The 22056-nt window shown below is 60.7% G+C and carries 22 protein-coding genes; 16 read left to right on the forward strand and 6 right to left on the reverse strand.

The features are described 5' to 3' along the window. Window positions 1-141 precede the first annotated feature (141 nt). From dapB to HMPREF3158_RS02755, 7 genes are all read left to right on the forward strand, one after another. Window positions 142-888 carry a 4-hydroxy-tetrahydrodipicolinate reductase gene (gene dapB, locus HMPREF3158_RS02725; protein WP_070497227.1) on the forward strand — a complete coding sequence of 249 codons (747 nt, stop codon included), beginning with the start codon at window positions 142-144 and terminating at the stop codon, window positions 886-888. 33 nt (window positions 889-921) lie between these two features. Continuing rightward, entirely contained in the window at window positions 922-1671 is a 750-nt protein-coding gene (thyX, locus tag HMPREF3158_RS02730; RefSeq protein ID WP_070497230.1) for an FAD-dependent thymidylate synthase, read from the forward strand. An 87-nt stretch (window positions 1672-1758) separates the two neighbouring features. Then, window positions 1759-2667, forward strand: coding sequence for a 4-hydroxy-tetrahydrodipicolinate synthase (gene dapA / locus HMPREF3158_RS02735; protein ID WP_070497231.1), 909 nt, complete (start codon window positions 1759-1761; stop codon window positions 2665-2667). A 2-nt stretch (window positions 2668-2669) separates the two neighbouring features. Next, the gene (locus HMPREF3158_RS02740; protein WP_083291028.1) at window positions 2670-4775 is read left to right on the forward strand and encodes a ribonuclease J; all 2106 of its coding nucleotides are present in this window, start codon (window positions 2670-2672) and stop codon (window positions 4773-4775) included. Between the two features lie 79 nt (window positions 4776-4854). Continuing rightward, on the forward strand, window positions 4855-5493 hold the full coding sequence (locus tag HMPREF3158_RS02745) for a TIGR03085 family metal-binding protein (protein ID WP_062038586.1): 639 nt from the start codon (window positions 4855-4857) through the stop codon (window positions 5491-5493). 133 nt (window positions 5494-5626) lie between these two features. Next, the gene (locus tag HMPREF3158_RS02750; protein WP_083291029.1) at window positions 5627-9016 is read left to right on the forward strand and encodes an FtsK/SpoIIIE family DNA translocase; all 3390 of its coding nucleotides are present in this window, start codon (window positions 5627-5629) and stop codon (window positions 9014-9016) included. 219 nt (window positions 9017-9235) lie between these two features. Next, window positions 9236-10354, forward strand: coding sequence for a TerC family protein (locus HMPREF3158_RS02755; protein ID WP_070497233.1), 1119 nt, complete (start codon window positions 9236-9238; stop codon window positions 10352-10354). 3 nt (window positions 10355-10357) lie between these two features. Here the strand turns inward: HMPREF3158_RS02755 and HMPREF3158_RS02760 are convergent, their stop codons facing one another. Then, entirely contained in the window at window positions 10358-10651 is a 294-nt protein-coding gene (locus HMPREF3158_RS02760; protein ID WP_062038595.1) for a YciI family protein, read from the reverse strand. A 67-nt stretch (window positions 10652-10718) separates the two neighbouring features. Between HMPREF3158_RS02760 and pgsA the strand changes: the two genes are divergently transcribed. The 4 genes from pgsA (at window position 10719) to HMPREF3158_RS02780 (ending at window position 13175) form a co-directional block, all read left to right on the forward strand. Beyond that, a complete protein-coding gene (pgsA, locus tag HMPREF3158_RS02765) occupies window positions 10719-11300 on the forward strand; it encodes a CDP-diacylglycerol--glycerol-3-phosphate 3-phosphatidyltransferase (RefSeq protein WP_070497235.1) in 582 nt (193 codons plus the stop codon). Further along, a complete protein-coding gene (locus HMPREF3158_RS02770; RefSeq protein WP_062038601.1) occupies window positions 11300-11773 on the forward strand; it encodes a CinA family protein in 474 nt (157 codons plus the stop codon). The genes pgsA and HMPREF3158_RS02770 overlap by 1 nt, the downstream gene beginning before the upstream one ends. A 44-nt stretch (window positions 11774-11817) precedes the next feature. Next, window positions 11818-12177: a helix-turn-helix domain-containing protein gene (locus HMPREF3158_RS02775; RefSeq protein ID WP_061923073.1), complete on the forward strand. Its 360-nt coding sequence runs from the start codon at window positions 11818-11820 to the stop codon at window positions 12175-12177. A gap of 134 nt (window positions 12178-12311) precedes the next feature. Beyond that, complete coding sequence (locus HMPREF3158_RS02780; protein ID WP_061923070.1) at window positions 12312-13175, forward strand: PspA/IM30 family protein; 864 nt, start codon at window positions 12312-12314, stop codon at window positions 13173-13175. 74 nt (window positions 13176-13249) lie between these two features. Here HMPREF3158_RS02780 and HMPREF3158_RS02785 read toward each other — a convergent pair whose 3' ends face one another. The 3 genes from HMPREF3158_RS02785 to HMPREF3158_RS02795 are packed head-to-tail and all read right to left on the reverse strand — an operon-like array spanning window position 13250 to window position 15145. Continuing rightward, window positions 13250-13864: an energy-coupling factor transporter transmembrane component T family protein gene (locus HMPREF3158_RS02785; RefSeq protein ID WP_061923066.1), complete on the reverse strand. Its 615-nt coding sequence runs from the start codon at window positions 13862-13864 to the stop codon at window positions 13250-13252. 15 nt (window positions 13865-13879) lie between these two features. Continuing rightward, on the reverse strand, window positions 13880-14572 hold the full coding sequence (locus tag HMPREF3158_RS02790; protein WP_062038604.1) for an energy-coupling factor ABC transporter ATP-binding protein: 693 nt from the start codon (window positions 14570-14572) through the stop codon (window positions 13880-13882). Beyond that, complete coding sequence (locus tag HMPREF3158_RS02795; RefSeq protein ID WP_062038607.1) at window positions 14573-15145, reverse strand: biotin transporter BioY; 573 nt, start codon at window positions 15143-15145, stop codon at window positions 14573-14575. Window positions 15146-15262: 117 nt separating this feature from the next. Between HMPREF3158_RS02795 and HMPREF3158_RS02800 the strand changes: the two genes are divergently transcribed. The 5 genes from HMPREF3158_RS02800 (at window position 15263) to HMPREF3158_RS02820 (ending at window position 19586) form a co-directional block, all read left to right on the forward strand. Then, window positions 15263-15478 carry a DUF3046 domain-containing protein gene (locus tag HMPREF3158_RS02800; protein WP_062038610.1) on the forward strand — a complete coding sequence of 72 codons (216 nt, stop codon included), beginning with the start codon at window positions 15263-15265 and terminating at the stop codon, window positions 15476-15478. 210 nt (window positions 15479-15688) lie between these two features. After that, a complete protein-coding gene (recA, locus tag HMPREF3158_RS02805) occupies window positions 15689-16822 on the forward strand; it encodes a recombinase RecA (protein WP_061923051.1) in 1134 nt (377 codons plus the stop codon). Next, window positions 16823-17419: a recombination regulator RecX gene (recX, locus tag HMPREF3158_RS02810; protein ID WP_062038613.1), complete on the forward strand. Its 597-nt coding sequence runs from the start codon at window positions 16823-16825 to the stop codon at window positions 17417-17419. A gap of 41 nt (window positions 17420-17460) precedes the next feature. After that, window positions 17461-18981, forward strand: coding sequence for a tRNA (N6-isopentenyl adenosine(37)-C2)-methylthiotransferase MiaB (miaB, locus tag HMPREF3158_RS02815; protein ID WP_082787701.1), 1521 nt, complete (start codon window positions 17461-17463; stop codon window positions 18979-18981). A gap of 11 nt (window positions 18982-18992) precedes the next feature. After that, complete coding sequence (locus tag HMPREF3158_RS02820; protein ID WP_070497237.1) at window positions 18993-19586, forward strand: Rv2732c family membrane protein; 594 nt, start codon at window positions 18993-18995, stop codon at window positions 19584-19586. A 9-nt stretch (window positions 19587-19595) separates the two neighbouring features. On the opposite strand, the gene HMPREF3158_RS02825 is transcribed toward HMPREF3158_RS02820, so the two are convergent. Both HMPREF3158_RS02825 and HMPREF3158_RS02830 read right to left on the reverse strand, forming a co-directional pair. Then, complete coding sequence (locus HMPREF3158_RS02825; RefSeq protein ID WP_235591266.1) at window positions 19596-20696, reverse strand: GNAT family N-acetyltransferase; 1101 nt, start codon at window positions 20694-20696, stop codon at window positions 19596-19598. Beyond that, window positions 20686-21993 (reverse strand): DUF349 domain-containing protein, encoded by a 1308-nt coding sequence (locus HMPREF3158_RS02830; RefSeq protein WP_062038620.1) that lies wholly within the window; start codon window positions 21991-21993, stop codon window positions 20686-20688. The genes HMPREF3158_RS02825 and HMPREF3158_RS02830 overlap by 11 nt, the downstream gene beginning before the upstream one ends. Window positions 21994-22056: the final 63 nt, after the last annotated feature.

A 22056-nucleotide genomic window follows, 5' to 3' on the forward strand; every position in this document is an offset into this window, starting at 1 on the left:
GTCTGCGTTGCCAACTGGCGCGTTAGACTGGTCGGCGTTGGGGCAGGCAATAAGGCCTGCGCTAGATGTAGCGTGCTTATACGTATTTAAATTTAGATTGAACATCGAACATTGAACATTGAACAGGGCAAAGGAGCATTTATGGCTATCAAAGTTGGCGTCTTGGGCGCGAAGGGCCGCGTGGGCCAGGCGATTGTAGAAGGCGTTAATGCGGCAGATGACCTCGAGCTGGTCGCTGAGGTTGACCGCGATACTGACCTGCAGGTGCTGGTGGATAACCACGCCGAGGTTATCGTTGACTTCACCCAGCCATCTTCGGTCATGGCAAACCTCGAGTTCTGCATTGGCAACGGCATTCACTGCGTCGTGGGCACCACCGGTTTCGACGCAGACCGCCTGGCACAGGTCGAGGAGTGGACCAAGCAAGATGGCGCAGGCAACGTCCTGATTGCACCAAACTTTGCCATCTCCGCCGTGCTGACCATGTTTTTCGCAGCACAGGCTGCGAAGTACTTCGAGACCGCCGAGGTTGTGGAGTACCACCACCCAACCAAGCTGGATGCGCCTTCTGGCACCGCCATCCACACAGCGCAGGGCATTGCGGCCGCCCGCAAGGAAGCAGGCCTAGGTCAGATGCCGGACGCTACCGAGCAAGCTCTCGAAGGCGCACGCGGCGCCGACGTCGACGGTGTCCCAGTCCACGCCGTGCGTACCCGCGGCATGGTTGCCCACGAGGAGGTCATCTTTGGCGCCCAGGGGCAGTCCTTGACCATCCGCCAGGATTCCTATGATCGTTCTTCCTTCACCCCGGGCGTGCTGGTTGGCGTTCGCCAGATTGCAGAGCACCCAGGGCTGACCGTGGGTCTTGAGAAGTACTTGGGCCTATAAGTCGGACTATCAGGGAGACATAAGGCACTAGATATGGCACGCATTAGCGAACTGGACGTCCAGCTCATCGCGGCAACGCAGTTCCACCCGCCGCAGGGCATCGAGTGGGAGAGGGAACAGGCAGCCTCCGATGGCGAGGCTCTCGTCGAATTTGCCGGCCGGGCTTGCTACGAGTCCTTCGATAAGCCGAACCCGCGCACCGCGACAAACTCGGCCTACCTGCGCCACATTCTGGAGGTCGGCCACGACGCATTGCTGGAGCACGCCACGGCTACGTTGTATATCCGCGGCCTGTCGCGCTCTGCCAGTCATGAGCTGGTGCGCCACCGCCACTTTTCCTTCTCCCAGCTCTCGCAGCGCTATGTCCACCCGGAGGAAACTCAGGTGGTGCTGCCCAAGCTCATTGCTGAAGACGAGCAGCTGACGCGGCTTACTATGCAGGCCGTTGATGAAACTCGCTTTGTCTATAACGAGCTGCTCAGCGCGCTGGAGAGCAAGTTAGAAGATGAGCCCAACGCACTGCTGCGCAAGAAGCAGGCTCGGCAGGCGGCACGTGCGGTGTTGCCCAATCTCACGGAAAGCCGCATCGTGGTTACCGGAAACTACCGCGCTTGGCGTCACTTCATCGGCGCGCGTGCCACAGAGCAGGCGGATACCGAGATGCGCGAGTTAGCTATTGCCTGCCTAAAGCTGTTGCGGGAGCAGTCGCCGGTGGTATTCGATGACTTCCACATCACCCAGCTTGCCGACGGCACCGAAATGGCATCGAGCCCATACGCCTAGCTCAAGTCCGTGGCGGTGGCCATAGCTTGTTCCGCCACGCGACCCCGATGAACAAAATTTCGCGGGAAGCGGGTAATCTTGACGGCTATGAGCACAGGTATGACAGCAAAGACAGGCGTAGAAACCTTCGGACGTGTCGGAGTAGCCATGGTCACCCCGTTTGACGGGGATGGCAAACTCGATGTCGCTGCGGGACGCCGGCTGGCAGCTCACCTCGTTGACAACGGTATCGACTCTTTGATTCTGGGCGGTACCACCGGTGAATCGCCGACGACAACGCTGGATGAAAAGCTAACGCTGCTCAAGGCCGTCAAGGAAGAAGTAGGGGACCGCGCAAAGATCTGCGCTGGAGCAGGTACCAACAACACCGCCACCTCGATTGAGATGGCAAAGGCTTCCGCAAAAGCGGGAGCAGACAGCCTGCTCGTCGTGACCCCTTACTACTCCAAGCCTTCGCAGGAAGGCGTGTATGCGCACTTCGCAGCGATTGCTCAGGCAACTGATACCCCAATTTGTCTCTATGACATTCCTGGCCGCTCGGGCATTCCGATTGCGACGGATACCATCCGTCGCCTCGCGGAATTGCCGACTATTCAGGCCATCAAGGACGCCAAAGGCAACCTTGGTGCAGCCACCCCACTTATTCAGGAGACCGGCCTCGCCTGGTACTCCGGCGATGACCCGCTAAACCTGCCTTGGCTGACCTTGGGCGCATCTGGCGTCATCTCCGTGGTTGGCCATGCAGCACCGCGCGGTCTCGCAGATCTTCTGGATGCCTTCGAAGAAGGCGATCTTGCACGCGCAAGGGAGATCAATGCACAAACTTTGACCCCGCTCATCCAAGCTCAAGCACGCTTGGGAGGAGCAACACTCGCAAAGGCTGCCCTGCGCCTGCAGGGCATCGAAGTCGGAGATCCTCGTCTGCCTGTTGTCGCAGCAAGCGAGCAGGAGATTGAGGAACTTCGCCGTGATATGGAAAAGGCTGGAGTCCTTTAAGAATGACTGAACCCCGTAACCGTTCCCGCAAGGTTACCCGCAAGGCGGGCCCACCAGCGGAAACCGAGTCCGCCTCCAACGAGGCGGCTTCGCCGGTTTTTCAGGCACCGAGCAACTCGGAGCCAAAGCAGGAATCCGGCGACAAGAAATCCAATAACAACGGCAATTCCGAGAACTCGAACGGCGGCAACCGCCGCTCGCGTTCCCGTGGCTCCCGCGGTGGTCGCGGTCGCGGCCGCGGCGGCAACAACGCCGAGAACAACGGAAATAACGACAACGGCAATAACGGCAACAACAATGGTGGCCGTGGCAACCGCAACAACAACCGCGGCCGCCGCAACGTTCCGAAGTCCATGCAGGGCGCGGATCTGACCAAGCGCCTGCCGCAGCCGCCGAAGCAGCCGAAGGATGCCCTGCGCATCTACGCTCTGGGCGGTATTTCAGAGATCGGTCGTAACATGACCGTCTTTGAGTACCAGGACGAGCTGCTCATCATTGACTGTGGCGTGCTCTTCCCGTCCTCCGGGGAGCCGGGCGTGGACCTTATCTTGCCGGACTTTGGCCCGATCGAAAAGAAGATCGACAAGGTCAAGGCGCTCGTGGTTACCCACGCTCACGAGGACCACATTGGTGCTATCCCGTGGCTTCTCAAGCTGCGCCCGGATATCCCAATTGTGGCATCGCGCTTTACCATCGCCCTGATTGCGGCGAAGTGTAAGGAGCACCGCCAGAAGCCGAAGTTCGTTGAGGTCAACGAGAAGTCCGATGTGAACTACGGTCCGTTCCGTCTGCGCTTCTGGGCAGTTAATCACTCCGTGCCGGATGCGCTGGGCATCATGCTGGGCACCCCGGCTGGCAACATTATCCACACTGGTGACATCAAGCTGGACCAGACCCCGCTGGATAACCGTCCGACCGACCTTCCGGCGCTGTCTCGCTACGGCGACGAGGGCGTCGACCTCATGCTCTGCGATTCCACCAACGCGAACATCCCAGGCGTTTCCGCGTCTGAGGGCGATATCCCGGCTACCTTCCGCCGCTTGGTCTCCAATGCCAAGCAGCGCGTCATTATTGCGTCCTTCGCCTCGAACGTCTACCGCGTGCAGGCGGCTATCGACGCCGCCGTTTACGCTGGCCGCAAGGTCGCGTTCAATGGCCGTTCCATGATGCGCAACATGGAAATCGCCGAGAAGATGGGCTTCCTTAAGGTTCCGCGCGGCACTATCGTCCCGATCGATGAGGCTGCCAAGATGGCACCGCACAAGGTCCTTTTGATTACCACCGGTACCCAGGGCGAGCCGATGGCGGCACTGTCGCGCATGGCGCGTCGCGAGCACCGCCAGATCACCGTTCGCGATGGCGATCTGATCATCTTCTCTTCCTCCCTGATTCCGGGTAACGAAGAGGCCGTCTACGGTGTGATGAACATGCTCTCCCAGATTGGTGCCGAGGTTGTCACCAACAAGGAGGCTAAGGTTCACGCTTCCGGCCACGGCTACGGCGGCGAGCTTTTGTTCCTCTACAACGCTGCACGTCCGAAGAACGCTATGCCGGTCCACGGCGAGTGGCGCCATCTGCGTGCGAACAAGGAACTGGCTGTCTCTACTGGCGTCGCCCGTGACCGAGTGGTTCTCGCCCAAAACGGCGTCGTTGTAGACCTGCGCAAGGGTCGCGCCGAGGTCGTTGGCCAGATCACGGTGGGCAACCTCTACGTCGATGGTGTTTCCATGGGTGACGTCGATGCCGATACCTTGGCAGACCGCACCAACCTGGGTGCTGGCGGCGTTGTCTCCATCACCTGTGTCATCGACAACCGCACCTCGCGTCTGCTCGAAAAGCCCGCGGTTTCCACCACGGGCTTCTCCGACGACGACCGTGGAATCGTGCCAGAGGTTGCCGAGATCGTGGAAAACACCATGAACGATCTCGCTGCCGAAGGTGAGAACGATACTTACCGCATGGTCCAGAAGGTCCGCCGCAAGGTCACCAAGCTCATGGATTCCAAGTACAAGCGTGAGCCGGTCATCTTGCCGACCATCATTCCGACCAACTCTGGTCCGTTGCTTGCAGACGACGATGAGGTAGAGGCTTCCCGCGAGTCCCTTTAGAATCTTTTTAGAATCCTTTAGGTTTGGCAGCGCGTATCGAGCCGCCTTGTTCGCCTGACGGCGTGTGCCCCAGCAGTCTATGCTGGGGCACATGTCGTTTTCTTCTGCTGAGCGCGCCAAGCTGGTGACGCTATTTCATAAGCTCGGACCAGACGCTCCCACCCTCTGTCAAGGCTGGAGCACCCGCGATCTAGCTGCCCACCTGTGGGTGCGTGAGAACCGTCCCGACGCTGCGGCGGGCATGCTGGTCCCACAGCTTGCCGGCCGTCTCGACGCCGCGATGGAGCAGGCGGCTGCCCGCGACTTCACCGAGCTCGTCGATGACTGGGGGAGGGGAGCCGGACGCGCCAACCCAATGCGTCTTGTTGACTCCAAGGTCAATCTCACCGAGCACTTTGTCCACCACGAGGACGTGCGCCGCGCCAATGGCATGAATGAGCAACGCGAGTTCTCCGCGGTGGTTTTGGGCGAGCTGCATAAGGCTCTGAAAATGCTCGCGCCACGCATGCTGAAAAAGTCTTCCAAGCCGGTCGTGTTGTATCCGGAGAACTTTGGCCGGATCGTCGTCGCGGACGATAGGAAGGTTGCCGATCGCGGCGATGACGTCGTCCGCGTGATGGGGCCCGTTCCAGAGCTCGTGCTGTGGGTCTTTGGCCGCGATGCTTGCTCGCTGAAAATTGAGGGCGACGTAAGCGCCGTCGTTAGGTCAACCCTCTAGACTAGATATAGCCACGTACGTCTTGCGGGCAGCCCTGCAGGCCCGCAGACGCATCATTAACTAAGGAAAATACTTCCTCGAAACCCGTGTGGCGTATGTGATTAGTGGGGTGTGGGCTACTAGAGTGGCTGGCATGTCTGTCAAAAACGCACCGTCACGCGCCTCGCATCGCGGCCGCTCCGGCAAGGGGGCGGCCCGTCCTGCGAATCGATCGCGCCCCTCGGGGCGGTCTGGAGCGGCCAAGTCCACGTCGCGGAATGCGGCAGAGAATCTGACGCTTACTTCCGCCAACCGCGCTGCTGATCCCTCTTATGAGCGGACCGGCAGCGCATTTCGTGCTGTCGGGCGTGGCCTAAGTGCCGCATTCGGTGCCACCGCGCGTGGCATGGGTGATATGACGCGCGGCGTTAGCCGCGGTTTTGGCAATCTGCGTCCGAGTGACGGCGGGGCAGAAGGCTATGAAGAATTCGCATACGACGACGCAAGGGAGCCAGAGGAAATTTCTACTCGCGGCAAACAAAAGAAAAACAAGGTGACCCGCGCAAAGGCCACAGAAGATCGCGCAGCGCGCGAGCATGAGCTCGATGAGCATTCGCCAACTGCTCCTGATGCAATCGCGCGCGAAGAGCGCACCATCCAGATTTCCAACCCGGATGCCGTTGCCTTAACACTCATCGGCGTAGCCATCGTCTTGGCATGCGCGGTTTGGTTCGACATCGTTGGCGTTATCGGCGCCTATCTCACCGACGCCGTGCGCTATGTCATCGGCGCGGGCGCTTACGTCTTGCCGGTCGCCCTGATCGCGCTCGCCATGGCGCTGATGATGGGAGTTTCCGGCGTAGCTGGCCGTCTGCAGCCCCGCGTGATGGGCGGCATCGGCCTCATCATTGTCTCGATGCTGGGCCTAATTCACATCTTCGCCGGTCTGCCCAAGCTTTCCTGGCATGATAACGCGGCTGGGGACGCCGGCGGTGCCATCGGCTTTGCCGTAGGCCAGCTTTTGGAGGCAGCATTTTCCGCCTACGTCGCCGTGCCGCTGCTTATCCTGCTCATCATCTACGGCGCTTTGAACGTCACGGGCATCACCTTGCGCCAGGCCTTCGACTACCTCTCTGCGCTCTTCAACGACCTGATGGCGGGCCTGCGCGAGAAGAAGGCCGAGCGTTATGGCGACTATGACGAGGACATCGACGACGATGCCTATGGCCACGTCGACGATGACATCGAAGACATTGCCGAAGGCCGCGAGCGCACCCCGCGTGACAAGCGCCAGCAGTCGCAGCCACGTCGCGCGCGGCGCCAGGCCCCACGCCGCTTGGCGACGCCGATGGATAACTACCCGGCAGATAACCAATCGGTCAACCAGCCCACCGTGTCCTTCGATTCCGCGAACGCCAAGCCGGCTGCCCAAGAACAAGAGCAAGCATTGCTTGACGAGGCCGGCCAGCCCACCGAAGTCTTTTCTAACGCCGCGCCGGTCCAGCACGGCCGCCCAGACTTCGCTGGCTCCCGCAACATCGAGGACACCGACGAGTTCCCGGCCGTGCGTGATGAAGAGCAGACCACCGTTTTGCCTTCTGCACCGCAGCGTCAAGAATCTGCACAGCCGACTCAGCAGCCGGTCCAGCAGTCAGCCGCACAACCTGCGGCTCAGCCTGTAGCCAAGAAGGCGTCGCCAAGCGCTGCCGGTGCCGCCGCTGCCGGCGCTGCTGGTGCGGCCGCAATGGACGCTGCTTCCGACGTCGTCTCTTCCGCACACGCGGAGGCAGTGCGCCTATTCCAGCAGCGCTCCGGCCGCGATGCGGCGACGGGCAAGTCCGTGGAGGAGCCTGCTGCGCAGCAACAGGCCGCGCAGGCCCCTGCAGCGCAGCAACCGGCCGCCGCACAGGTTGGCGCGATGGGCAACGACTCCGACTACGACCTGCCTACCACCGCATTGTTGACCGCGGGTAAGCCCACCAAGGCGCGCACCGAGGCCAACGACCGCATCATCGAGGCGATTACCGATGTCTTCGAGGAGTTCAAGGTCAACGCGCAGGTCACCGGCTTTAGCCGTGGCCCGACAGTCACCCGCTACGAAATCGAGCTGGGACCAGGCGTGAAGGTCTCCAAGATTACGAACCTGCAGTCCAACCTGGCCTATGCCGTGGCGACGGACAACCTGCGCCTGCTGACCCCAATCCCGGGCAAGTCTGCGGTGGGTATCGAGGTTCCGAATGCGGACCGTGAGATGGTGCGCCTGCGTGACGTTCTGGATTCCCCGGCCATCGCAAGTGATGAGGACCCGATGCTCATCGGCCTGGGTAAAGACATCGAGGGCGAGTACTCGTCCTATTCCGTGCAGAAGATGCCGCACCTGCTCGTCGCCGGTGCCACCGGTTCCGGTAAGTCGGCCTTCGTGAACTCGATGCTGGTTTCCCTCCTGACGCGCGCGACCCCGGAGCAGGTCCGCCTCATCCTCGTTGACCCGAAGATGGTGGAGCTGACTCCTTACGAGGGCATCCCGCACCTTATTACGCCTATTATCACCCAGCCAAAGAAGGCGGCGGCGGCCCTGCAGTGGCTCGTCGAGGAGATGGAGCAGCGCTACATGGACATGAAGGCTGCCCGCGTGCGTAAGATCGAGGACTATAACCGCAAGGTCATCTCCGGCGCGCACCAGGCGCCGCTCGGCTCCGAGCGCGAGATGCGCCCGTACCCGTACATCGTCTGTGTCGTGGACGAGTTGGCCGACCTCATGATGACCGCGCCGAAGGAAATCGAGGAATCCATCGTGCGCATCACCCAGAAGGCGCGTGCGGCCGGCATCCACTTGGTGCTTGCAACCCAGCGACCTTCCGTGGACGTGGTCACCGGTCTTATCAAGACCAACGTTCCTTCCCGATTGGCATTTGCCACCTCGTCCCTTACGGACTCCCGCGTCATTTTGGACCAAGGCGGTGCAGAAAAGCTCATCGGCATGGGTGACGGCCTCTTCATTCCGCAGGGCGGCCGTCCGGTGCGTATGCAGGGTGCTTTCGTCTCCGACGAAGAGGTGCAAGCGGTTGTCGATGCCGCGAAGGCACAAGGTCAGCCGAACTACACTGAAGGCGTCACGGAAGAAAAGAAGTCCGAGGCGAAGAAGGAAATCGACGACGATATCGGCAAGGACATGGACGATCTGCTCGAGGCAGTCGAGCTGGTTGTCACCTCCCAGCTGGGTTCGACCTCGATGCTCCAGCGCAAGCTGCGCATCGGTTTCGCCAAGGCGGGCCGCCTCATGGATCTCATGGAATCCCGCGGTGTCGTGGGCCCATCCGAGGGCTCCAAGGCCCGTGAGGTGCTGGTCAAGCCGGAAGAACTCGACACCATCATCTGGATGATCAAGGGCGCCGACCCAGCAGAGGCACCGAAGGAAATCCAGGACGAGATGGCGCAGTCTGAATCGGCGGAAGATTCTTCCGCCGACGATGCCTCCGCCCCAAGTGGCGAGGACACGCGCACTGTCCAAGTGACGTATAACCCGTCCTCCGGCGCCTTCTAGGCAATAAGTTTCTCGCCCCACCGCAGCCATTGCGGTGGGGCATTAACTTTTGTGTAAGATAGTACAAGTCTTGGAGGGGAGTACCCCGTTCCACAGCGATGATCGTCAACACGGCAACTCCGCAGGGAAATGAGTTCCCGGTCTCGCTGGCTCGCAGTAGACGAGTTGGGGGAGACCTCCGGTCAAATCTTTTCTTACTCGACCGGAGGATATTTCTATATGCATGTCCCTTTGTGGATTTGGATACTAACCATCGCCGTCATCCTCGGCTTTTTCATCTTTGACTTCTTGAGCCACGTGCGTTCGCCGCACGAGCCCTCCATGAAGGAATCCGGCTTCTGGACCTTGTTCTACATGGGCATGGCCGTCATCTTTGGTGGTATCGTGTGGGCGTTGTGGGATCATGAGCACGCCATCCAGTTCTTTACCGGTTGGATAACCGAACAGGCGTTGAGCGTGGATAACCTCTTCGTGTTCGCACTGATCATGGGCGCGTTCAAGATTCCGCGCCGCTTCCAGCAGAAGGTGCTGCTCATCGGCATCGTGTTGGCGCTGCTATTCCGCCTCATCTTCATCATGCTCGGTGCTGCGATCATCCAGGCGTGGTCCGACGTGTTCTATCTGTTCGCAATCTTCCTCATCTACACCGCGGTCAAGCTCATCGTGGACGAGGTCACCGATGCCGAAGAGACTGACCCGAATGACATGCTGATCATCAAGTGGCTGCGCAAGGTCATCCACGTCACCCCGCGCTACCACGGTGACAAGCTCACTCACCGCGAGGAGTCCGGCCCGAAGAAGGGCAAGCTGGCTCTGACGCCTTTGTTCGTGGCACTGGTCGCCATCGGGCTTATCGACGTCATGTTCGCCTTCGACTCCATCCCAGCCATCTACGGCATTACTTCGGAGCCGTTCCTGGTCTTTAGTACCAACGCCTTCGCGCTAATGGGCCTGCGTCAGATGTTCTTCCTCATCGATGGCCTGCTCGAGCGCTTGGTTTACCTGCCTTATGGCTTGGGTATCATCCTGGGCTTCATCGGCGTGAAGCTGCTCTTCCACGCGCTGCACGAGAACAACCTGCCGTTCGTGAATGGCGGTGAAAACGTCGGCGGCATTCCAGAGATTCCGACCTTGGTCTCCCTGCTCGTCATCGTCGGCGTGCTGGGGCTTACCGTCGCGGCTTCTGTCCTTAAGAACAAGCGCGACGAAGCGCAGGGCGGCATCACCGTGTCCCACAACCACTATGACTGGGACGAAGAGGGCAACAAGATCGTCCGCACCAAGTCGGGCGAGTTCGTCGGTAAGGCAGCCGATCTGCCAGAGACCGAACTGCCCTAACCTTTAAGCAAAAGAGTTAATCACCGGGTTCCACTCCCGGAATGCGCGCGCGGTAACAGCGCCGCAGACAAAGAATGGATCTTGGTCCATAATTTTGATGGCTTCGGCAACCTCGGTGGCCTCATCGGCAAATTGTAAAACGATGAGCGCACCGCCCTTGGAATCAGTAAAGGGGCCGGAGCCTAAAATGATGCCTTTTTCATTTAGGCCACCGATGAATTCGCGGTGCGCTGGGCGGTTTTCCGCGATGGCTGGATTTTGCGGGTTGTATTCGTAGCTGACTGCGAAGTATTTCATGAACTTATCTTAAAGAGATGGGGGAGTTTGCCGCAGCGGCTTTAATAGGACAGGTAGGATAAAGTCCGTGAATCACTCTAGGGCTCGGCAGAAAACGGCGGCGGCGTCGGATGTAAATCCCCACGTTTCCAACTGGAATCTACCCAATATCCTGACGAGCTTGCGCATCTTATTCATCCCCGTATTCGTCTGGTTGGTGCTGGCCGGCCACGACTGGTGGGCGTTTGGTGTATTCGCCGCGTTGATGATTACGGACAAACTCGATGGCGACATCGCCCGTTCCCGTGGCCTCATCACCGACTTCGGCAAAATCGCCGACCCTATCGCAGACAAAGCCTTAATGACCGCGGCCTTCGTCTGCCTTAACATCATCGGCGTTTTGCCGGTATGGGTCACCGTGGTCATCCTTGTCCGCGAATTCGGCATCACCTTCTGGCGCATGGGCCTTCTGCGCCAGGGCAAGGTTGTCCCAGCGTCTAAAGGTGGCAAGCTCAAGACCGTCCTGCAGTCTCTTGCCGTGGCGATGTACCTGTGCCCGCTGCCGAGCTGGATGGACATTCCTTCCTTCGTGGTCATGCTTATCGCCGTCGTGGTCACCGTGGTAACGGGCGTGCAGTACCTCATCGACGGTAGGAAGCAGAACTCCTGATGTCTGCGCCCGCGCTTGTCGATGCCCTGCGCAACCGCCACCAGACCGTATCCTTCTGCGAGTCCTTGACTGCGGGCCTAGCGGCGGCCACGCTCGCTGCGGTGCCGGGGGCGTCGGCAGTCTTGCGCGGTGGATTAGTAACTTATGCCACTGAGGTGAAGTCTCACTTCTTGTCGGTTCCGGTCGAGGAGCTGGAAGCCCAGGGAGTGGTCTCTGCCAAAACTGCGCAGGCGATGGCCGAGGCTGCGGTGCGTGAGACCGGCGCGGACTGGGGGCTATCGCTGACAGGCGTGGCAGGACCTGACCCGCAAGAGGGCAAATCCGCGGGAACGGTCTTCGTGGGCATCGTTGGCCCCGGGGTTCCTGCCCGTGGCATACAACTGGAGCAGCTATCGGGCAGCCGTAACGCGATCCGTGAAGCCGCTGTGGAAGAGGTCTTGAGCCTGCTTCTATCAACTTTGAATGAAAATTAAGATTCTCGGGAACAAAGCCGGCCGCAGCGCCGTTGTACAGATTGATGAACACTACTACTGCACTTCTTGAAAAGCCTTTCAACGCCTCGGCAGGTGCTGTTGAGGCTCCCAAACGCGCGCCGGAGCCGCTGCTGCGTGAGGCTCTGGGGCTGACCCTTCGCGCATTCCGCGCCGACAAGGGCGTGACCCTGCGCGAACTTGCTAGCGTCGCGCGTGTTTCCCCAGGCTACCTTTCGGAGCTCGAGCGCGGCCGCAAGGAAGTTTCCTCCGAGCTTTTGGCCTCCGTCTGCCACGCTCTAGAGGTCAGCGTTTCTGACGTCTTGATTGAGGCTGCAGGTTTCATGGCGCTGCCGTCCATGGACGAGGAACTGGCAACCACCGCACCTGCTGCTTCGGAGCTTTAAAACTCTCCGCGTCTCACAGTGAACTTTATGCCTTCGGGCACCACAGTGGGGCGCGGATTTCGTTAGTATTGGTGGGGTAACGAAACACTTTTAGTCACGCGTTAAACGCAACTTAGGAAGGCTTAAACACACTAATGGCGAATCCATTTTCCAAGGCATGGAAGTACCTGATGGCACTCTTCGATTCCAAGATCGAAGAAAACGCTGATCCCAAGGTACAGATCGAGCAGGCCATCGAGGACGCACAGCGCCAGCACCAGGAGCTTTCGCAGCAGGCAGCTGCTGTCATCGGTAACCAGCGTCAGCTGGAGATGCAGCTCAACCGCCGCCTGAATGAGATTGAGAAGCTGCAGGGCAATACCCGCCAGGCGCTGGAGCTTGCTGATAAGGCTCGCGCTGCAGGCGATAACACCAAGGCCACCGAGTACGAGAACGCCGCAGAGGCCTTCGCCGCACAGCTGGTTACCGCAGAGCAGTCTGTGGAAGACACCAAGAAGCTCCACGATCAAGCCCTTCAGCAGGCAGAGCAGGCCAAGAAGGCCGTCGAGCGCAATGGCATGGCCCTGCGTGAAAAGGTCAACGAGCGTTCCAAGCTGCTTTCCCAGCTCGAGCAGGCGAAGATGCAGGAGAAGGTCTCCGAGTCTCTCAACTCCATGAACGAGATGACTGCTAACGGCAACACTCCGTCTTTGGATTCCGTCCGTGACAAGATTGAGCGCCGCTACACCAAGGCCCTGGGCCAGGCGGAGCTGGCGGAGAACTCCGTGGCTAACCGCATGCACGAGGTGGAGCAGGCAGGCGTGCAGCTGGCTGGCCACTCCCGTCTGGAGCAGATCCGTGCAGAGATGGGTTCCTCCAAGGCCGTTGAGGGCAACTCCCAGCAGGCAATCGAGGGCAACCGCACCGCTGGTTCTGCAGCGGACCAGGCGGCGCAGCCAAACGCCGCTGCTGATGACGCCGTCCAGGCCCGCCTGCGCGAACTGCGCGGCGAGCAGTAGCCTCTAGTTTTAAGAAGACCCTCGAGAACTTCTTTCGAGGGTCTTTGTGGATCTAGACGGTATCTAGTCTGTATCTAGTCGCCCACGCCGCGGGCTTGGAGTGCCTCGCCCATGGCTCGGGCGCGGCGTATCGAACGGATGACCACCGGAGTACCGAAAGCCAGCAGGGAAGTGCCCGCACCGCGGGCCTTGCGGGCGTCCATGACCTCTTGAACCGTGCCGAGCATCAGCGGCAGGAGGCGGATCGTAAGTGACATCGCCAGGCTGATGTTTTCCACCGGCAGCCCCAGCTTGCCAAGAGGCGCGAGCGCCTTCTCAAAAGACTCCATCATCTCCGAGACCTTAGTAGTCAGCGTGAGGAGCACTGCCGCGACGATGGCGGCATAAATGCTAAAGAAAGTAGTCACCGCCGTTTCAAGGTCTTGCTGCCACCATTGCAGCGCCGCCAGCGCTACGAGCAAATAGAGCGGGGGATAAAGCTGGTTCCAGGCCACGCGCGCAGGGATACGCGCGAGCGGGTAGACCGCAAGCGCGACTACCGCGCAACCCACGGCTACGGGAATGGTCTTTGCAAAAATCGTGGTGCTGATGATGAAAGCGATGAGCACCACAAATTTCACCCACGCCGGCAAGCGGTGGATGAAGGTATCGGCATCGACATAAAACCCAAGCGGAATATTCTGTGGCACGAATGTCTCCCTTTTCTACAGCGGGCGGGAGGCCATCAGGGAGCGATAGAACTCGATGACCTCAGCGGGCGCGCCGTCGGCAGCAATGCGGTGCTCATCGATGCAAATGACTCGGTCGAAATCGTGGATGAAATCCAAGTCGTGCGTGACCACGATAAGCTGCTGCTCCAGGCGCGCAAACTCGCGGCGGATGCGGTCGCGGTTGCGCAGGTCCAAAAGAGTGGTGGGTTCGTCGGCGATGATAAGCACCGGCTCCATCACGAGGACCGCGGCCAAAGCCAGCAGCTGCTTTTGCCCGCCAGAAAGCGTATGCGGCGACTGGTCTGCCAGCTCGCGTAGCCCAAAGCGCTCCAGCGCAGCATCCACGCGCGCGTTCCGCTCGGCCTTGCTGAGCTTTAGCCGACGCAGCGAAAAGGCGACGTCGTCACGCACGTTCGGCATCACAATTTGGTTCTCCGCATCGGAGAATACAAAACCGACCTTGCGGCGGATTTCTTTTCCGTGGCGGGCGACATCCGCGCCGTCGACAAGCACGGTGCCCGAGGTGGGCTCGCCTAGGCCATTGATGAGGCGGGTGAGCGTGGACTTACCTCCGCCGTTCGCGCCGATGATGGCAATGCGCTGCTCAGAAAGCGTGAGGTTTATATCGCTTAAAACCTCTTCCTCGTCGAAAGCGACGCTGACGTTCTGGAACTCGATGGTGGACATTTATGCCTTCTTGGGCTTGCGTCCCATCAGATCCGGAAACGCCGCGTGCACGCCAATCGCGATAACGACCATGACCGCTAGCTTTAGTGCGTCAGGGCCCAGGAATGGAATCTGTGCGAGTGCGGCCTCGCCCCAGCCCATGCCCGCGCGCAAGGCCATGCCGATGGTGCCGCAGGTGTATTGCACGAGCAGGCTGACGATGCCCGCGAGCGCAATGACGATGGACATGCCGGCCTTGTTGCGCGGGGCGCGGTAAGCAATCGCGCCGCCTACGGCAGGGGAGATGACATAGCCCGCGATGTAGCCCACAGTAGGCCCGGCCAGTGCGCTCAAAACGCTGCGGCCGCCTGCCAGGACCGGTAGGCCAACGAGGCCTAGAACGATGAAAAGTAGGCCTACGTAGAAGCCACGGCGCCCGCCCAAAATCAGGCCGGCAAGGGTGATGACGGCGTTCTGCAAAACGATCGGAACGCCGGAGACCGGGCTGGGGATCGAAACAAACGCGAAGACAATAATGAGAGCGGTAAAGACGGCAACGTAAGCGATGTCGCCCGCGACAGAGTTCTTCTTCATGTTGGGCAGATTACACGCCTGGCATTGCGGCTGGGAAACTCGCCTTTTGAACGGCGTTCAGGCGGGTGTGTTGAGCAGGGACTGGGGCTTGGAAGTTCGGCCTGTAGGATAGCGGGCATGCGATTGACGGAGTATCACCAACTGATAGTCGATGAATTCGGTGAATCCGAAGGCAAGTGGATAAGCCACTCCCACGTGCTGGCTAAATACGGTGAAACCGCCGACGAGCTCATCGAACGCGGGGTAGACCCAGGCGAGGTGTGGGAAGGCCTGTGCGATGATTTTGGTGTTCCGGAAAACCGCCGCCTGGGCGTGGACTATCCCACGCTCTAGTTGTTCGAACGCATTCGAAGACTTGTGAGTTAAAAACCGGGCGGACACGCAGGGTTTGTATTTTAGTTTCGAACACTTGTGTGTAAGGTGGTTTGGGGTGTCGGGCGTCGGCGCTAGCTTAGCTTTTGTTGCGGAACCGTAGGTGCGGTTTGGCAGTCTAAATCAATGAGCCTGTGGGATGCGCAGGTAAATCAACGTTAGGAATTAAAAATGGCAACGAAGAAGAAGTCCACCGCTGCGGCGGGCAAGGGAGATGACCGCCAGAAGGCGCTCGACGCCGCGATGGCGATGATTGAGAAGGATTTCGGTAAGGGTGCTGTTATGCGCCTTGGTGACGACGAGCGTCCCCCAATCCGCGCGATTTCCTCCGGTAACACCGCCATCGACATCGCACTGGGCATCGGCGGATTCCCGCGCGGGCGCATCGTGGAGATTTACGGCCCGGAGTCCTCGGGTAAGACCACCGTTGCGCTGCACGCGATTGCGTCTGCGCAGAAGGAAGGCGGCATCGCTGCGTTTATCGACGCCGAGCACGCCCTCGACCCTGAGTACGCTCGCCTTTTGGGCGTGGATACGGATAACCTGCTGGTTTCTCAGCCGGATACCGGTGAGCAGGCGCTGGAAATCGCCGACATGCTCGTGCGTTCCGGTGCTATCGACATCATCGTTATCGACTCCGTCGCGGCCCTTACCCCGAAGGCGGAAATCGAAGGTGAGATGGGTGACTCCCACGTCGGCCTGCAGGCCCGCCTGATGTCCCAGGCGCTGCGCAAGATGACCGGCGCGCTGTACAACTCCGGCACCACCGCCATCTTCATCAACCAGTTGCGCGAGAAGATCGGCGTCATGTTCGGCTCCCCGGAGACCACCACCGGTGGTAAGGCGCTGAAGTTCTACGCTTCCGTGCGCTGCGATATCCGCCGCATCCAGACGCTTAAGGATGGCCAGGATGCGATTGGTAACCGCACCAAGATCAAGATTGTGAAGAACAAAGTTTCCCCGCCTTTCAAGATCGCCGAGTTCGACATCATGTACGGCGAGGGTATTTCGCGTGAGTCCTCCATCATCGACCTTGGCGTGGAGCACGGCTTTATCAAGAAGTCCGGTTCCTGGTTTACCTACGAGGGTGACCAGCTGGGGCAGGGTAAGGAGAAGGCCCGTAACTTCCTGAAGGAAAACAAGGACCTGGCTGATGAGATCGAGAAGAAGATCTTCACCAAGCTGGGCATCGGCGCCGCGGCCGCGACGGGAGAGGAAGTCCACATGGACGTGCCCGGTGCGGACGATTCCTTGACGGATGACGCCGTCGATTTGGTTCCGAACGTCGACTTCGACGACGACTAAATGTCAAAGCCCGCCCCAGAAAAGCTCGAAAAGCTTCGCCAGGCGCTTGCCGAATATGAATCCGGCGCCGCTGGAGGCGGGCTTTTTGATGCCGAAGCAGAAGAAGCCAAAGCCAAGGTGCGCTCCCGCGCGCTGTTGCTGCTGGATCAGCGCGCGCGTTCGCGTAAGGAATTAAGTGATCGCCTCCTTGCCCTCGAATTCGACGCCGAGGTAGTGGAGATGGTCCTCGATGACCTAACGCACGTGGGCCTGCTTGACGACGCCACCTTTGCCAAAGAGTGGGTGCGCCAGCGCCATGCCCGCAGAGGTAAATCCGCGCGCGTGCTAGACCGCGAGCTGCAGGAAAAGGGTGTGTCCCAAGCCCTGCGGGGTGAGGCCTTGGAGCAGGTGACGGAGGAATCTGAGGAGTCCATTGCCCAGGCCTTGGCGGTAAAGAAGGCGCGCTCTGTGAAAACGGCGCCGACGGATCGGGCGGAGCGTGATAAATACTTGCGCCGCATCGTAGGCGTGCTGGCGCGGCGCGGTTTCAACCAAGGCATGTCCATGCGGATTGCCATTGCGGCGCTGGATGCGCGCATCGCGGAGCTGGAATCCTAGGGTTTATGAGTTGGCTGCTTTGGCCGATAGAATGACCCGACGTGAGTAATCCCCAGACTGAGGCGCCCCGCACCTACGAAGTGCGTACTTTTGGCTGCCAGATGAACGTGCACGATTCCGAGCGCATCTCCGGCTTGCTGGAGGAGGCAGGCTACTGCGCAGTCGACTCCGGCGACGAGCCCGACCTCATCGTCTTTAACACCTGCGCGGTGCGTGAGAACGCAGATAAGCGCCTATACGGCACCCTGGGCGCATTGAAGAAGACCAAGGAGAACCACCCCGGCATGCAGATTGCCGTGGGCGGCTGCTTGGCGCAAAAGGACAAAGACACCGTCCTCGATAACGCGCCATGGGTCGATGCGGTCTTTGGTACCCACAACATGGGTGCCCTTCCTACGCTGCTCGAACGCGCGCGCCACAATGACGAGGCCCAGGTGGAAATCGTTGATTCCCTCGAGGCTTTCCCTTCCGTGCTCCCTGCAAAGCGTGAGTCTGCCTACGCCGGCTGGGTCTCGGTCTCGGTGGGCTGTAACAACACCTGTACTTTCTGCATCGTTCCTTCCCTGCGTGGTAAGGAAGAGGACCGCCGCCCAGGCGACATCCTGGCCGAAGTCAAGGCGCTGGTAGACCAAGGCGTCTCCGAGGTCACGCTGCTGGGCCAAAACGTCAACGCTTATGGCGTGAATTTTGCAGACCCTGACCTGCCGCGCGATAAGTTCGCGTTCTCGAAGCTGCTGCGCGAGGTGGGAAAGATCGAGGGCTTGGAGCGTTTGCGCTTTACCTCGCCGCACCCGGCAGAATTTACTTCCGACGTCATCGACGCCATGGCCGAGACCCCAGCCGTGTGCCCGCAGCTGCACATGCCGCTGCAGTCTGGCTCCGACCGCATCTTGAAGGAGATGCGCCGGTCTTATCGTTCGAAGAAGTTCCTCGCCATCCTGGATGAAGTCCGCGAGAAGATGCCGCATGCGGCCATCACCACCGACATCATCGTCGGCTTCCCAGGCGAGACCGAAGAGGACTTCGAGGCCACCATGGAAGTGGTAAAACGCGCCCGTTTTGCCTCCGCTTTTACCTTCCAGTATTCGCCGCGCCCGGGTACCCCGGCGGCGGAGATGGAAAAGCAGGTCCCGAAGCACATCGTGCAGGAGCGCTTCGAGCGCCTCGTCGCGCTGCAAGACTCCATCCAGGCCGAGGAGAATGCGAAGCTGGTTGGCACCGACGTTGAGCTGCTGGTGCAGGCCGAGGGCGGCCGCAAGGCTGACAAAACTCACCGCCTGACCGGACGTTCCCGCGACGGCCGCCTCGTGCACTTTGCGCCTATCGACGCCGCCGGGACCGACATCAGCGCAGATATCCGCCCAGGCGACGTCGTGCATACCACCGTTACCGATTCCGGTTCCTTCTTCCTCGTGGCTGACTCCGGCGTTACCGAGCACCGCCGCACTAAGGCCGGCGACATGTCCGCAGCGGGGCAGACCCCAACCACCGCGCCTATCGGCGTAGGTTTGGGGCTACCGCAGGTTGGCGCCCCCGCCACCCAAGATTCCTGCGGCTGCTAAAGGAGTATTTCATGAGCAATCAGTACGACACCGCCCACGCCGCCGAGCGCGCTGCCGCCCAGAAGATGGAACTGGGAGGCTACAAAACCGCGCTCATCGTAGCGGTTGTCGCGTGGGTGGCGTACCTGGTTCTGCCTTATGCCGGCTCCGCTCAGGGCTGGGAGGTTCTTGGTCTGGGCAGCACGAGTGTGAAAATATCCATCATGGAGAGCATCTCGGGGTGGTGTGCCCTGCTGGGCATCGGCGTGCTGACCAGCCTCACCGCCATCACCCGCCGCTTAAACTTCGGTCTTGCTGCATGGATGCTGGTGGCAATCTCGCTGTTTCTTAACCTCTGGGGCTTCTGGTACCGCGGCTCGACCGCGGACGGTGCCTCCATCGGCATGTGGGTCGGCGTGCTCGCTAGCCTGATTGCATTCTTGGCGTACTGCCGCGTGGCCTTTAGGCGCAGCCCCGAGCAAATTGCAGCGGCCGAAAAGGCCCGCGCCGCAGCCAGCTGCCTCGATCAAGTCGGCGTCCTGCAGACGGAGGCCGCGACCACACTTCCTCCGGAGGAGAATCCGCTGCTTATCGACGACCGGCGCCGCCGAGCGCACAAGCGTTAAGCCCCGAATTTAACTCCGGAGATGCAGCTCCCAGGCTGAGGACGTGGAAATAACCTTCGCACCTAGGTGCTTATAGATGCGGTTCATCGCCGGGTCCTCATCCGCTACCGAGCAATATGCCCGGCGCGCGTCCGGCCACCACCGCGCGACCTCGTGCAGTGCGTGCAGTTTCGCAGCCGTGGCCAGTCCGCGTCGACGCCTATCGCGGGCGGTGACCGTCAGCGTCCACTCACAGACCTCCGGGTCCGCATCCGCGTGCCGGGAAAGCTCCGTCAGCGCCACGATACGCCCGGCTTCCTCGACCGCAACCAGAAGAGTATGCGAGCGCCGTGCCCGCAGCCTGCGATGCGCCTCCTCCAAACGCTGCGCGGTCCAATAAATAGGCTCGGTGCTCAAATCGCCGTAGACCGCATCCGTGGAGGCCACGGTCAAAAGCTCCAGGATGTCATCCAGATACTCAGCGGGGATGTCATAGTCGGCAAAGACGTGAAATTTACGCGAGGCCACCGGGAAAGGCCGCGCCGGCGTATCCGGAAACTCCACGAACATCTGGTGCTCGGCGTGCTTTTGTGCAAAGCCCCGCGCGATATACGGGCCCGAGAACGGGTCATAAGAGTAGTCCGCATCGGCAGGGTAGAGCATGCCTACCTGTGCGACGCTGCGGCCGAGCCTATGGGCCAGGTCGAGGGCGGCGTCGACAAGCTGCTCGGCTACCCCGTACGCTTCCGCGGACAGCTCCTCGCCGGGCATGGGCAGCAGGCCCGCCGCGAGAACGCACTCGATTTCCGCATTCTGTGTTTCTTCAAGAAGAGGCAGCGAGATATGGATGAAGCCGTCGAAATCCAACTCCGGGCTGGGCTCCACCGCGGAAATAGTGGGCAAGCCCAGCGCGCCCACCTCCAGTGGGGTAGGAGAAGTTAGCCCAAAGAGATAGGTCTGCGACTCGTTCGAGCCCTGCAGGCGCTGGACCACCCGCGAAGGCGCAGAAGATGCGGCTGGGTCACCGCTGGCCTCCTGCGCATACAGGTTCGCGTCGAAGACGAAGCTACGGACGCAATCTGCTGGCTCTCCGCGGCCGGGGACAATCTGGACGAGCAAATTATTTGTCATTTACAGCAGCTGCCGCTGCGTCCGCGAACTCCTGCCACTGCGCGGCCTGGGCGCGCAGGTCCTGCTCCTTCTTGGCGTTGCCCTTGGCAGCGGCGGCGTCGGCTTGCGCGTTTAGATCGTCGACCTTGGACTGGAACTGCGCCACGCGTGCCTGAGCTTCGGGGTCGGTACGACGCCACTCGGAATCCTCCGCGGCGGAAACGCGCTTTTCCAGGGCCTCAATCTTGGCCTCGTATTCACGGACCTGGTTGCGTGGGACGAATCCAATTTCCTCCCACTTTTCTTGCAGCTCGCGCAGCTTCGCCTTAGCGGCCTCGATGGACTTGGAAGGATCGATCTGTGAGTCGTATTCCGCAATCAGGGCGTCCTTCGCCTGCGCGTTGGCGGCGAATTCCTTATCGCGCTCGTCGTTGACGGCGTTGCGAGCGGAGAAGAAGTGGTCCTGCGCAGCGCGGAACTGAGCCCACAGCTTGTCATCGGCCTCGCGCGGGGCGCGGCCGGCGGCCTTCCACTCGGTCATCAGGTCACGGTAGGCGCGCGCGGTGGCTGCCCAGTCGGTGGAATCCTGCAGCGCCACGGCGCGCTCGACGAGCTCTTCCTTGCGCTTGCGGGCCGCCGCGCGATTGCGGTCTAGCTCCGCGAAGTGCGCTCCACGACGCCTATTAAAGGAGTCGCGTGCTCGCGAGTAGCGCTTCCAGAGGGCGTCGTCAGTCTTGCGGTCGATTCCGCGAATCTGCTTCCACTCCTCGAGGATGGCGCGGATGCGATCTCCCGCGGCCTTCCACTCGGTGGAGTTCGCTGCGATGTCCTCGGCCTCTGCCGCGAGCTTCTCCTTGGCCGCGATGCCTTCCGTGCGGCGGCGCGCTTTATCGGCCTGCGCCTGCTCGCCGGCGCTTACGGAGTGCTCGATGACAGCGCCCAAACGCTTGTCCAAGGCCGCAATATCGCCGATAACGGCAGCGGTAGGCAAAGACTCCCGCAGCTCCGCGGCGGTGGCCTTGATGGTTTCCGCCTCGCCCGGGTGCGCCTTCAAACGTGTTTCCAGCAGCTCAATCTCGGTGGAAAGGTCATCGTAGCGGGCACCATAGTGCGCCAAGCCCTCAGCCGGGGTGCCGGCCTGCCACTCGCCAATCTTGCGCTCGCCTTCGGGAGCATTGACGAAGACGGAACCGTCTTCCTCCACGCGGCCCCATTTGGCCGGATCATTCTTTGCGACCTTAGCCGCCGGCTGTGCGCCCGGGCGAGGGCCTGGACGAGCACCCTTCTTGGGCATTGCACCTGGGGTTGGGATAGACATGGTTGAAACCGCCTTTATGAAAGTCGCGCCGCGCGTCACGGCTGCCTAGAGTGTTCTCCCTAA

The sequence above is a fragment of the Corynebacterium sp. HMSC06G04 genome (assembly GCF_001807365.1).
Lineage (GTDB): Bacteria > Actinomycetota > Actinomycetes > Mycobacteriales > Mycobacteriaceae > Corynebacterium > Corynebacterium simulans.